The organism is Streptococcus mutans, assembly GCF_006739205.1.
Classification (GTDB): Bacteria; Bacillota; Bacilli; order Lactobacillales; family Streptococcaceae; genus Streptococcus; species Streptococcus mutans.
Genome location: NZ_AP019720.1, coordinates 1,876,592 through 1,890,602 on the forward strand (window position 1 = coordinate 1,876,592; position 14,011 = coordinate 1,890,602).

At 38.6% G+C, this 14,011-nt stretch carries 9 protein-coding genes and 1 pseudogene; 2 read left to right on the forward strand and 8 right to left on the reverse strand.

The annotated features are described in order from the left end of the window. Nucleotides 1-55: 55 nt before the first annotated feature. From FNL60_RS09625 to treP, 4 genes and pseudogenes are all read right to left on the reverse strand, one after another. Nucleotides 56-1,951, reverse strand: coding sequence for a M13 family metallopeptidase (locus tag FNL60_RS09625; RefSeq protein WP_002279990.1), 1,896 nt, complete (start codon nt 1,949-1,951; stop codon nt 56-58). An 84-nt stretch (nt 1,952-2,035) separates the two neighbouring features. After that, a pseudogene (locus tag FNL60_RS09630) lies at nt 2,036-2,374 on the reverse strand (lipase); the annotation flags it as partial. 85 nt (nt 2,375-2,459) lie between these two features. Continuing rightward, nucleotides 2,460-4,088 carry an alpha,alpha-phosphotrehalase gene (gene treC / locus FNL60_RS09635; RefSeq protein WP_002279989.1) on the reverse strand — a complete coding sequence of 543 codons (1,629 nt, stop codon included), beginning with the start codon at nt 4,086-4,088 and terminating at the stop codon, nt 2,460-2,462. A gap of 25 nt (nt 4,089-4,113) precedes the next feature. Further along, nucleotides 4,114-6,081, reverse strand: coding sequence for a PTS system trehalose-specific EIIBC component (gene treP / locus FNL60_RS09640; protein WP_002279988.1), 1,968 nt, complete (start codon nt 6,079-6,081; stop codon nt 4,114-4,116). Between the two features lie 173 nt (nt 6,082-6,254). On the opposite strand from treP, the gene treR reads away from it, so the two are divergent. Both treR and FNL60_RS10390 read left to right on the forward strand, forming a co-directional pair. After that, nucleotides 6,255-6,968 carry a trehalose operon repressor gene (gene treR, locus FNL60_RS09645; RefSeq protein WP_002274633.1) on the forward strand — a complete coding sequence of 238 codons (714 nt, stop codon included), beginning with the start codon at nt 6,255-6,257 and terminating at the stop codon, nt 6,966-6,968. A 126-nt stretch (nt 6,969-7,094) separates the two neighbouring features. Beyond that, a complete protein-coding gene (locus tag FNL60_RS10390; RefSeq protein WP_002279987.1) occupies nt 7,095-7,232 on the forward strand; it encodes a hypothetical protein in 138 nt (45 codons plus the stop codon). 81 nt (nt 7,233-7,313) lie between these two features. On the opposite strand, the gene dexA is transcribed toward FNL60_RS10390, so the two are convergent. From dexA to FNL60_RS09665, 4 genes are all read right to left on the reverse strand, one after another. Next, nucleotides 7,314-9,866, reverse strand: coding sequence for a dextranase DexA (gene dexA, locus FNL60_RS09650; protein ID WP_080036121.1), 2,553 nt, complete (start codon nt 9,864-9,866; stop codon nt 7,314-7,316). 487 nt (nt 9,867-10,353) lie between these two features. After that, entirely contained in the window at nt 10,354-10,800 is a 447-nt protein-coding gene (gene dtd / locus FNL60_RS09655; protein WP_002269409.1) for a D-aminoacyl-tRNA deacylase, read from the reverse strand. 6 nt (nt 10,801-10,806) lie between these two features. Continuing rightward, nucleotides 10,807-13,029 (reverse strand): RelA/SpoT family protein, encoded by a 2,223-nt coding sequence (locus tag FNL60_RS09660; RefSeq protein WP_002266259.1) that lies wholly within the window; start codon nt 13,027-13,029, stop codon nt 10,807-10,809. A 147-nt stretch (nt 13,030-13,176) separates the two neighbouring features. Beyond that, nucleotides 13,177-13,998: an endonuclease/exonuclease/phosphatase family protein gene (locus tag FNL60_RS09665; protein ID WP_002265242.1), complete on the reverse strand. Its 822-nt coding sequence runs from the start codon at nt 13,996-13,998 to the stop codon at nt 13,177-13,179. Nucleotides 13,999-14,011: the final 13 nt, after the last annotated feature.

Genomic DNA, 14,011 nt, shown 5'->3' on the forward strand with positions numbered 1-14,011 from the left:
TTAGATTTTTAATATAATAAAGCGAGTTAACACATCATAAATATAAACTAGATATCTACCAAATAATAACACGTTTATCTTCATCACGCCACATGCCATCACCTTCTTTAACCGCAAATTCTTGGTGGAATTCGTCAAAGTTGGTAACTGTAACATTGGTCCGCCATTTAGCTGGAGCATGAACGTCAATACTTGCTAGCATTTGCATATATTCGTCGCGTGCTTTCATGCGCCAGATCGTTGCAAAATTAATAAAGAAATCACGGACAGAAAAATCTGCTTCACGTTTGGCAGCTTCAAGAGCACAGGCAAGGCCACCAAGATCAGCCACATTTTCCGAAACAGTTAGCTGACCGTTGACCTTAGCACCATAAGAATCAAGTCCTTCAAACTGTTCAACAACTCTGTCTGTACGCTTTTTAAAAGCCGCATAATCTTCATCAGTCCACCAGTTGTTAAGACTGCCATTTTCATCAAAGGAAGCGCCATTCGTATCAAAAGCGTGAGAGATTTCATGGGCAATGACAGCACCAATGCCACCGTAATTAGCAGATGAAGATTGCTCCAATGAATAAAATGGTGCCTGCAAAATAGCCGCTGGAAAGACAATTTGATTTTGCTGCGGATCATAGTAAGCATTAACCATGTGAGCTGGCATATGCCATTCACTGCGATCAACTGGTTGATTCCACTTGCTCCAATTATAGGCAATTGAGATTTTAGCCAAATTTTGAGCATTTTCCACTAGATTGAGATTGTCGTCAATAATCTTTTGAGCATAAGTCTTGGGTAATTGTTCTGGATAACCAATATGAGGCGTTATGACATTGAGTTTGGTAATAGCCTTATTACGCGTTTCTTGAGCCAACCAGTCCGTCTTATGCAAACGTTCTTTATAAACCTCAATCATAGTTGCCACTTTAGCTTCCACATCTTTCTTTGCTTCAGGAGAAAATTTCTCGCCAGCGTACCAAAGACCGAGTGCTTGATTATAAGGGCCCTGAGCCAGATAAAAAGCGGCTTTTTTCTTATCCATAGCTTGAGGTGTCCCTGAAAGAGCACGATTATAGCTTCCTGAAAGGATACGAATATCATCTGTCAGGTAAGCATTATAAGAACTTGCTGCAGCTAAAACTAAGGTAGCTTTTAAGAAAGGCCAATTTTTTTCTGAATAAAATTCAGCTGCAAAATTTGTCCAAAAACGCTCTTCAGGAACGATAACTTTATCAGGTTTTTGACCTAAAATCTGTGTAAAAATCGCATCTAAAGGCAGTTCTGGCGTTAATTTGGTAAAATCAGCCCAATCATAAGGATGGTAAAGCTTCACATATTCTGATGATTCCTCACTGGAAAGAACATATTGAGCCAATTTGGCATCTAAAGTAAGCACCTTATCTAGAAGATCTTTAATTTCTGCTTCTTCAAAACCAAACTTAGGCAAAAGTTCCTCTTGCATCGTACGCCACTTAGCAAGCAGTTCCTTACCTTTGTCGTTACCTTCAGCATAATAAGTGGTATCTGGTAAAATAAGATTTGGAGCCTCGGCCCAAAGCACATTCATTTGTGCATTCATAAAATCCGGTGCCACACCAAAAGGAAGCTCATTAGGCTTGCCAGCCATTTCATAAGTGGCTATGTTGGAAGCAAAATCAGCAAAAGAAGTTAAACTCTTATATTCTTCAATGAGAGGCAGCACTGGCTTAACACCCACCTCTTCACGCGCATCATAGTCCGCCACCTGACGATGAAACTTCACAAAATTTTGTAAAATACTATCATCAGGAACATCTTTCCCATCCAGCCACTTGTCAGTAGTTTCTAACATTAAATCTTCAATATCATCAGCCAAGTCAGAAAAGCCACCCGTCCGTGGTTTATCATCAGGAATGACCGCTGCCTCTTCCCACTGACCATTGACTGCGTTATAAAAATCATCTTGTAAACGTACCATAACTATTCTCCATTTCTATACGCTTTCTATTGTAACAAAAAAGTCCGATTTAAGCAGTGTCGGACTTTGAAGTTTTTTTCTTTGCTAGATACTAACCAATGCCTTCACATTAGCAACTTGCTTCATATCATTTACAATACCCTGCAAATCATGACCCCCAGAATTGATAATAATATGTTCTTTGCCTAAATAAACTGCACCTAAATTACGAGCAATGTTGTTTAGCCAATCTTTTTGTGTTGTAATTCTAATAACGTTTCCCGTAAATTACCTTTGATCACTCTTAATATCTGCTATCGTTTTCTTTGCTTCTGCTTTATTTGAAGGCAAATCAAAATCTTTACGAAGAGATTCATAAACTTTATTGCCAAGATAAACAATAGCAGGAATATAAAGCGGAGCTGAATTATAAACGACTGTAGTAGGGCAATGTTATCAACTTAGATTAACTTAATGACATTGACTCCATAAGCTTCCTTTTATTCCTCCTTATAGTAATAGATTCTTATCAGACTTCTGCTAAAATCGCTACTGTCTGATAGGGTTTTAAGGAAATCCGTTTATCTAAGATAACATCATTGTAATTACTAATGAGAACGGTCCCTGTTTGATAAAGGGAAGGCAAGTCTAGCTCAACTGTTTCAGCAAAGAAATTATTGAGAACCAGCAGCTTTTGGCCTTCGTACTCTCGTTCAAAGGCATAGATTTTATCACTGTCTGTCAAAGCTGCTTGATAACTGCCTTGAGCAATTAGCGGCATTTCTTTTCGCAAACGAATCAATTTTTGATAAAAAGGAAAGATCTTACCTTGTTTTTCATTAGCCACATTGATTTGCGGATAGCTCTTTCCAACCTTCAGCCACGGCCTGCCAGTTGAAAAACCTGCATTATTGCTAGCATCCCATTGCATAGGGGTACGTGCATTATCACGCGATTTGGCTCGAATAATGTGAAAGGCTTCCTCAGAAGATTTGCCTTTATCTATTAATTCTTGATAGGCATTCAGGCTTTCCACATCAACATAATCAGCCATAGAATCATAGTCTGGATCAATCATGCCAATTTCTTCCCCCATATAAATATAGGGCGTACCACGAGATAAATGAATCGAGGCTGCAAGCATGGTCGCTCCTTCATTGCGAAACTGCTTAATATCAACAAAGCGATTAAGCGCTCGTGGCTGATCGTGATTATTCCAAAAGAGAGCAGACCAGCCGTTACCTTGACTCATCCCTTCACCCCAAGTATGAAAGAGATGTTTCAGTTCTTCAAAATCAAACGTTTTGCGTGTCCATTTTTGACCATTTTCATAATCCACTTTAAGATGATGAAAATTAAAGACCATATCCAACTCATGATTGTTAGGATTGCTGTATTGTATGCAGTTAGGAATGTCTGTAAAACTCATCTCGCCAACAGTCATACCATTTTCATCCTGACCAAAGCTGGCTTTATTGAGCATTTTTAAATAATCATGATTAATGGGACGGTCTGTATATTCAGGTTTCCCATCAAAATGAGGATTATCCTTTAGGACCTCGTCTTTCCCAATCACATTGATAACATCAAAGCGAAAGCCCTTGACTCCCCTGTTGCGCCAGAAATTGACCACCTTAAACAGTTCCTCACGAACGTGAGGATTGCGCCAATTTAAATCAGCCTGCGTGACATCATACAGATGCAGGTAATACTTCCCTGTCTCTCCAAAAGGTGCCCAAGCATTGCCCCCGAATTTAGAAACCCAGTCAGTAGGCCTGTCTCTTAAAATAAAGAAATCCTGATAATACTTATCTCCAGCCAAGGCCTTTTGGAACCACTCATGTTCTGTGGAACAGTGATTAAGAACCATGTCCAGCATGATCTCAATGCCATGCTCTCTTCCTTTACGCGATAGTTCTTCAAAATCGGCCATGCTCCCAAATAAAGGATTCACAGCAGTATAGTCAGACACATCATAGCCATTGTCACGCTGGGGACTGGGATAGAATGGATTGAGCCAGATGACATCAATTCCCAATTCTTCTAAATAAGGTAATTTTTCAATAATTCCCTGAAGATCTCCGACCCCATTTCCACTTGTGTCTTTATACGATTTGGGATAAATTTGATAGACAACTTTCCTTTTGTCTAATGTCATTTTATTCTCCTTACAATAATTGATCCTATATTTTGCTTGCTGTTAAGAGGACCTCACCGCGTTCAATTTCACGAGGAAGGTTTCCAACGACATCAGGCTGGTAGTCATTTTGATTGGTGACAATAACAGGTGTCTCTGTAGTATAATCTGCCTGATGGATAGCATCAATATCAAAACGAATCAATTTGTCTCCGACCTTGATCGTATCTCCTTGTTTGACATATGTTTCAAAACCTTTTCCTTCCAGATTGACCGTGTCCATACCAATATGGATCAATAATTCAAGTCCTTGATCTGTTACAAGACCAATAGCATGTTTTGTTGGAAAGAGAACAGAAACCACACCATTAACAGGAGACGTTAAGAGACCTTCACTTGGATCAATCAAAACACCTTGTCCCATGACACCTTGGGCAAAAACAGGATCAACCGCTTCAGACAAAGGTTTGACTTGACCCTTTAAAGGACTTTTAATCTCAAACGTTGTTCCTACAGCAGGTTCATTAGTCTTTTCTGATGCTGATATTTCAGCAGTTTCTGTTTTTTCTTGATGAGCTTCATCTTCAGATTTAGTGAGAAAGTTAATCCTACGGAAGAAAACTGTTAAAACCATAGGAACTGCGATAGCCACTAACATAATGATGAAAAATGGAAGCATATATTTAACTTTGATAGACAAAATTCCTGGAAGACCACCAATACCAATAGCATTAGCTGTTACGTTAAATGTGACTGAAAGGAAGCCTGCAATAGAAGAGCCAATCATTCCAGCTACAAGAGGATAAACATATTTGATATTCACCCCAAAAAGTGCTGGTTCTGTCACACCAAGATAAGCTGAGATAGTGGCTGGAAGTGAAACTTGTGCTTCACGTTCTTCATGACGGTTCATAAGATAATAAGCAAATACTGCTGATCCTTGAGCAATATTAGAAAGAGCAATCATTGGCCATAGTCCTGTACCTCCTGTATCTGCTACTAATTGCGTATCAATAGCATTAGTCATATGATGTAGACCAGTGATAACAAATGGCGCATAGAGAGCTCCAAAGATAGCTCCAAAAAGCCACTTAACAGGACCGGTTAGACCTGCATATACAATTGTTGAAATCCATTGTCCAATAGTCCAGCCAATTGGCCCCAGAACAGTATGGGCTAAAATCAATGCTGGGATAAGAGATAAAAAGGGAACAAAAATCATGGAAACCACTTCTGGAATTTTCTTGCGCCAAAAGATCTCAAGATACGAAAGAGAAAGTCCAGCTAGTAAAGCTGGGATAACTTGCCCTTGATAACCAATACGTCTCACCGTAAAGAAACCAAAATCCCAAACCCATTTTTTAGCGATTTCAGCTGCGGGTGTACTAGCTACATTATAGGCATTCAGCAGCTGCGGTGAAACCAAACAAATTCCAAGTACAATACCTAAAATTTGACTCGTTCCCATCTTACGGCTGACAGACCAAACAATACCTACAGGTAAAAATTGGAAGATGGCTTCGCCCGGCAGCCATAGAAATGAACTGATACCACTCCAAAATTGTGAATGCTGTGCGATTGTTTGTCCATCTAGAAATCCCCATTGAACCTGATCAATGACATTACGAAATCCAAGAATCAGCCCCCCAACAATGATAGCTGGGATAATAGGGGTGAAAATTTCTGCTAACAGAGTCATCACACGCTGAATAGGATTCTGATGGCTTTTAGCAGCCGACTTAGCGGTTTCCTTAGAGACCCCTTCAATACCTGAAACAGCTGTAAAATCATTATAAAACAAAGGAACATCATTCCCAATAATAATTTGGAATTGCCCCGCATTGGTAAAAGTTCCCTTTACAGCCGGAATAGCTTCAATTGTCTTAACATCGGCTTTACTTTCATCATTTAAAACAAAGCGCATACGTGTTGCACAATGTGTAACAGCAGAAACATTTTCTTTGCCGCCAATAGCATCTAGTAATACCTTGGCATCTTTTTCAAATTTTCCCATAAATTTTTCCTAGGTTAACCTAGTCCTCCTTTAATATGATAACAGTATGTTTACTTTTTCATTGTAAACGATTACAAATTTGTTGGCAAGTTGTCCATAGAAAAAAAGCGCAATTTTTGTTAAAATAAGGTCAGTTGTATGCATTTTTTTAGACAAATTAGATTGAATTGCTTATGAAAAAATATGAAATTATTTTTAAAAAACTAGAAGAAGATATTCTCAAAGGACACTATCAAATGGGTGACTATCTTCCCCCTGAAATGGAACTTAGCCAGATCTATGCCAGCAGCCGAGATACTGTTAGAAAGGCTTTACAGCTCTTGACTAAGGCAGGTTTTATTAAAACAGTACAGGGAAGAGGATCCCAAATTATCAAGCGTGAGCGCATTAACTTTCCTGTTTCTCAACTAACCAGCTATCAAGAATTGGTTAAACAATTGCAGATGAATGTCAAGACAAATGTTATTGCTATTGATAAACTGATTGTTGATGAGAAACTCACCAAACTAACCGGTTTTGAAAATAAAGGTCTTGTCTGGCGCATTACAAGACAGCGCGTAATAGACGGCGTTGCTTCCATTTTAGATACGGATTATTTGGATAAAGCATTGATTCCTCATATGACCAGAGAAATCGCTGAACATTCTATCTATGATTATCTTGAAAATCAACTTAAGCTGGACATTGCCTATGCTCAAAAGATTATTACCATAGATCAAGTATCGCAAAAAGATAAAATTTTGCTTGATTTGGATTCTGAAAATCATGTCGTTTCGGTTAAATCTAAAGTTTATCTCAGTAATCAGCAGCAATTTCAATTCACTGAAAGCCGGCACAAACTGGAAAAGTTCCGTTTTGTTGACTTTGCCAGACGGCATCGTGATTAAGACAACAAGGAAAGTACAAAATAAAAAGAGGCTATCATCTGGATAAATAATTATCAAAAAGCACCTATTTTACAATGCTAACAAGTGCACAGCACTGCTTGTATTGCATCTTTTTTCTGTCTATGAATGGCTATCAGTCGGACACCTCATTTAAAGTGGCTAGAAAAAACGATTAAGATTGCTGCTTTTCAAGATGATTTTAAAGAGTTGAAAGTTAATATTGTGCGTTTTCTAAAAGAGAATAATCGAGTGATTAATTTGTGATATGCAAAAACCTCAGATACAATTATCTGAGGTTTCTTGTCACATAATAAAACTTACAATGAAACTATCGCACTATTACAATCAATCTTTTTTTCTACCCTTTATCAAGCTTAATAATCCTGCAGCGCCGATTAGAAGCGCACCAGCACCTATCACTTTGAGGAGATTGGAGCGCGTTTCATTGTTATCTCCTGTTTGCGGTAACTCTGCTTGGGAGATTGGCAATGATTGTTTGGAAAGAGTTGGCAACTGCAAGTCATTTTCTTCACCGGTTAAGGCTGAAACAATCTCATTTTTATTTTCATCTACTGCCTGCTTATTAGCTACTGGGAGAGGGTTGACTGCTTCTGGAGTTTGCGGAATTGCTGGTTCAAGTGTCCTAGCAGGATGTTGGGGCTGTTCTGGAACTTTAGGCGTTTCTGGTTTAATGGTTTCATTAATATAAATCATATCCCAAAGCGTCAGTCTTGGCACTTGAATATAAAGAACAGGATCGCCATTCTCATTCGTTTTTACCTGAGTCGCTAGAGAAATCATACTAGATTGCAGCCAATCATCTGGTGACGTCAGATAGACTTGTTTAGCTATTCGATCAGCCTCTGCCATAGACACACCAGTCAAAGGATAAGTAACCAATAAATTGGTTTGCTCATCAGGTGTTTTATTATTTTCATAACCATCTTCATTTTTCCAGTCGGATGTAATTCCCATAAGGTTGAGCAATTGAATCGTTCTGAAATCGTTTCCCTTTTTGGCATAAGTCCAAACCTGATCGCCATTGATCCCCAAAGCATCTTGCGATAGCTGCCGACCGTTAGCAGTGAAAGTCTGAGGTTCAGCAGAATCATTTTCAACTTTATCACGCAAAAGATTTTCATAAGCCGTAATAAATTGTTGGTAATGATAGTTTTTACGATTGAGCTCTTTCGAAACCTTGAGGCTTTGTGTTGGATAATAAGCTGTTTCTAAGACACCGACACCACCCCCATCATTAGGATTAGCCAGAGCAGCCAGAGACATGTGATATCCTCCTGCTGCCGCAATGGCCGCAGTTGTCAGCAGAACCGCATCTGTTTGGTAAGTTGCTGAAGCTAAAACGTCACGCGCTGCACCATTGAGAGGAATCCTATTATCATCAAATTTAGGCTCTTCCATATAAGCTCCGACAATCAAAGATTTCCCTGTCGCTTGGCGAACTTGATCAACACGAGCTTTCAAGTCACCATAACTTTCTTGGGGACGGTTCCCCAAAGCTGAAGTTCCAAAAGGCCATAATTCATTGTAAATCACATCTTGTTTGCTGTTGGCGAGTTTGCTGATATTTTCACCATTAACATCATTGAGTGTTAAATAATACTGAGGCAGTTTTTCCTTCATTTTATTGAGAAATTCAGCATAGACATCAGATAACATAAAGGAATGAGCAATATCTCGACTGTCCTTTTGGTTATGGGAAAGAACACGATTATCTCCAATTGTATCTCCCTGCCAGCCATCAAAACCGCCATTTTTCATAGCTTGAGCCATGGCATTAGAAATATAATTTTGCCAACTTTTACTCAAAGGATTGTAATAATATTGCAGCGGCTTATCATCAATAGAGTAAGTCATGACCTGACCATTTTGACCATAACCACCAGTCTCATAATTATAGATGTACTCAGTATCTGGTAAAACAGCCGTTTCATTAGCATTCTGTGCTAAAATCATATTATAGAGCATGGCAACAGCGCCAGTTTGATGGACACGATTGACCAAGGCTTTAACAGCATCTGTTTCAACCTGCGAATGGCTCCACCAATTCCAAGACTGATCAAACTTAGGAACATTAGGGAAAGGATTTGTAGCAGACTTATAAACATCATAGAAGAAATAGGAATTAATGTTCATATTTTTCATCTGCTCTAATTCGCGATAATAATCTGGTAAGTTCTTAGTCAAGACACTGTTATTGTCTTTTTGAGATCCTCCAATAGCAGCATAACGCGGAAAGGTACGCCAGTCATCCTCAACCGCAATAGCCCGATTGCCCTGCTCTAAAATATTATTTTGGCTATCTGATATGTTAACCTTCAAAAGATAACCGCGATTATTAGCTAAGGAGTTTGCAGGAATAACGAATTCACCTTTTTGAGTTGTATAACTTTCATTAGGCAGAAGATACTTCGTATACTGAAGTGTCTTTAATTTATTTTCAAGGGAATAAACCTCAGCAGTAGCTGTAATATTTTGGGCTAAAGATGTTGTATTGTTTAAAGTAAGGTTCAAATGAACAGCCTCTCCCGCCTGGTAGACTGCTTTATCTGTTGTCAGATTTATCATGTTGCCATTCTTTTGATTCTGTGCAGTTTCTAGCACAACCCTTTCTTTATTGGCGGCAGATGCCATTTGCATTGGCTCCTGATGGGAATTGTTAGAAAGTTTCTTCGCTTGAGATTGTGTGTTAGTATTTGCAGAGACCGATTGTCCCTGTTCATTAGAATCTATTGACGCCGGTTCTGTCTGTACTGCAGCCGCAGCATCCTCCTTCTCTTGCACCTTAAGGTCTGTCTCTTGAAAAGAGTTAATGGTCGAATCCACCGTTTCAGCTGACCTAATAGCTGGTTCAGCCGTTTGCCTATTTGACTGTTCCATATCCTCAGCAGGCGCCTTTTGAGTTACATCGCTCATACCTGTCATGTCTGTTGAACTATCATCAGCCAATACTGCCATACCATTTGTAAAAAGCAGTATGGTTACAACAGAGGATAAAAACATCTTAATCATTTTTTGCTCATTCTTTTTCATTTTTTAACTCCAAGTATTCATTTTGTCATATAATATTAATATTAACAATATAAATTTGTATTTTATCAAAAATATTACAAAATTTCAATGAGAGTTTCATGAAAAATTTCCAAACTTTTTCATATAAGATTATTGATGATAAGCAAGATTGAATGCATCAAATGGTCACTGTAAGAAGACTTTTAAAGGCCAATGAAAGTGAGATAAACTTCTATGATTGCTGTGCAATTATCCACAAAATAGTGTGAATCTATCAGATTACGAATAAGAAATCCTGAGATTGTCATATAAAATAGCCATAATAGTCTGACGCAGTGGCTATTTCTGAACAAGTCTACTCTTTATTTTTTGTATCCAATAGAATCGTCACAGGGCCATCATTAGTAAGAGATACCTGCATATCAGAGCCAAATATTCCTGTTTGAACAGGAACAAACTGAGCTAGCTCTTGGTTAAATTGATCATACAAATAACTGGCTAAATCCGCTTGCGCTGCTCCTGTGAAGGCCGGACGGTTCCCCTTTTTCGTATTAGCAAAGAGAGTAAATTGAGACACAGAAAGAACCTCCCCCTTAATGTCTCGAACGGAAAGGTTCATCTTCCCTTCTTCATCCGAAAAAATTCTCATATTAGTAATTTTCCGAACAGCATAAGTTAGGTCTTCTTGAACATCATCTGGACCTATCCCGACTAATAAGACTAGGCCTTGGTTAATGGAAGCCCTGCTCTTACCTTCAACAGTCAGACTGGCTTTCATAACGCGTTGAATGACAATTTTCATCAGCACTTACCCATTTGTCCTTTTAACAGAATAAACATCTGGAATGACCTTAATTTTATCAACAACAGCTGTTAAAACGGTTAAGTTAGGGATGCCAAAAGTCACATGGATATTGGCAAATTTCATATCCTTAGTTGGCTGGGCATTGACCGTTGAGATATTCTTTGTTTGATTCGATAAGATTTGCAGAACATCATTTAAGAGACCGGCACGGTTGAGACCATAAATATCAATTTCTGCCATATATTCCTTGGTGGAATAATCATCTTCCCATTCGACATCAATCAAACGCTCTTCATAACCTTCTTGACTCTTAATATTATGACAGTCAGCACGATGAATAGCAACGCCACGACCTTTGGTAATATAGCCTTCAATAGGATCGCCTGGGACAGGGTTACAGCACTTAGCAATCCGCATCAAGAGACCAGAAGAACCTTGGACAATAACACCGCCTTCACTTTTAACCTTAAGGACTTCTTTTTTATTGTCGTGCTTAACTTCACCGCCCTTCATAAGTTCCTCAGCCTCCGCTTTAGCTTTGGCACGTTCTTGTTCACGGCGTTCTTTTTCTGTCAATTTATTAAAGACGGTAACAGGCGACAATTCACCAAAACCGACAGCCGCATAAAGAGCTCCTTCATTACGGTAGTTGAGACGATTCAAAACAGCCTCTATATGTTTTCTATCCAAATATTTATTGGCCACATAGCCCTGCTCTTGAAAATAATCAACCAGCAAATCACGGCCTTTTGTGATAGAGAGTTCCTTATCTTGGTTTTTAAAAAATTGACGAATTTTATTACGAGCTTTATTGGTCTTAACAATATTAATCCAGTCACGGCTGGGACCAAAAGAATTGGAATTTGTGATGATTTCAACCACATCACCTGTTTTGAGCTTAGCTGTTAAAGGGACCATGCGACCATTAACTTTAGCGCCTGTTGCTTTTTCTCCAACCTGTGTATGAATGGCATAGGCAAAGTCAATAGGACCAGAATCCTTAGGCAATTCTTGAACAGCACCATTAGGTGTGAAAACATAAATACGCTCTGCAAAGATATCTTCTTTGACAGAATCAACAAAGTCAACCGCATTGCCATTGGAAGCGTCTTGCAACTCAACAAGTTCCTTAATCCAGTTCATTCCTAGAGCTGATTCTTGACTGTTAACCTTACCTTTGATTCCCTTTTTATAAGCCCAGTGAGCTGCTACCCCATATTCAGCCACTTGATGCATTTCATGCGTCCGAATTTGTACTTCAATTGGCCCTTTGGGTCCATAAACAGTTGTATGAATGGATTGGTAACCATTTGCTTTAGGGTTAGCAATATAGTCCTTAAAACGACCGGGCATAGGACGCCAAAGCTCATGAATATAACCCAGCATGGCATAAACATCACTTTGTGTATCCAAAATACAACGAATAGCGATCAAATCATAAATTTGATCAAAACGTTTCTTCTTATCACGCATCTTCCGATAAATGGAATAAATGTGTTTGGGACGTCCGTAAATCTCACCATGTAAGCCCTGCTCTTCAGTATAAGCTTTAATTTTATCAACAATATCATCAACTAATGCTTCACGTTCACGACGCTTTTCGTTCATTAAATGCGAAATTTTATAAAATTCAACTTCATTAAGATAACGAAAAGCTAAATCTTCTAATTCCCATTTGATGCGACTAATCCCCAGCCGATGCGCCAAGGGAGCATAAATTTCCATGGTTTCGCGTGAAATACGTTCTTGCTTATCCTTGCGTAAATGCCTCAGCGTCCGCATATTATGAAGACGGTCAGCTAATTTAACCAGAATGACACGAATATCTTTGGACATAGCCATCAACATCTTACGGTGATTTTCTGCTAGCTGCTCTTCATGCGATTTATACTCAACTTTCCCTAGCTTTGTGACACCATCAACAATATTCTTAACATCACTGCCAAATTTCGCTTCTAAATGATCTAAAGTTGCTTCGGTATCTTCAATGACATCATGCAAAAAGCCACAGGAAACTGTAATAGCATCCAAATGTAAGTCGGCTAAAATTCCTGCAACCTGAATAGGATGAATAATATAAGGTTCCCCTGACTTACGAAATTGACCGCTATGGCATTCCGTGGCATAATCTAAAGCTTTTTGAACAAAGGCAATATCTGCTTTATTCATATACATTGAGCAGATATCAATAACCTCTTGACCTGTTAAATTTGCATCTTTCGCCATCTTTTGCCTCTCTAAAAATATCTTATTCCTATTCTAACACTTTAGGTTAAAAAGAAAAAGGGAGAATACCTGATGATACGCTTAGCAGCTAAACTTTTAGTCGTCAAATAAAAAAGCTCCTATCTTTGACAGATAAGGAGTCTTTGCTTATTTATTCAAATTTGCTTGGCAGGCTAAACCACAGTGATCACTAATCATTGGGTAATGTTTCCCATCAAAAATAACTTCTGATTTTTCCACCTGCCAATCTGAACTTAGGAAAACATAATCAACTTTGAGGGCTTCTTGATTGCCTTGCCAACCATCAATTTCCTTTTGGATAGTGGCTTTGCCATAAGTAATTTTAGCTGACTGGTGGCTATCTTGTAACTTCAGTGAACTTTTTAGAATTGCTTGATACCCTTCATTTTCATAAGGGTTGTTAAAATCCCCCATTAAAAGTAAGGGAAGCTTTAGGTTGGACAGTGCTCTTTCCAATTTGTTCCATTCTCCTTGAAACCCCTTGTTCCACCAAGACATATGAAGACTGACAATAGCGATATCCTCCTGATCAATTTTCGTTTTTCCTAAAAGAGCCCGTCTCGTATGGTAGTCATGCTCATCATCTACATCTGATATGAGGATCCCCTGACTGACAAGCGGTGTTTTGGATAAAATAGCTACGCCTTCTTGAAAACGATCATAGCCGATATGATTATAAGCCCAAGACCAATAATAAACTCTCTCTTGTTCCAATAAAAAAGTCACCAATTGTAGAGCATAATTGTCCTTATGAATGGCTGGAGTTCCTGCCACCTGACAATAATTAGGCAAATCTTTAGCAGGTTCTGAATGCAAAAGCTGATTCACCTCTTGAACGCAAATAACATCATAATCATTTTCAAGAATTGTTTTTCCTAAAATCTCTAATTTCTTTTGTGGGTCTTCTTCCATCCAACTATGGCTATTGATTGTTAATAACTTAACCATTGTTCCTCCTTTA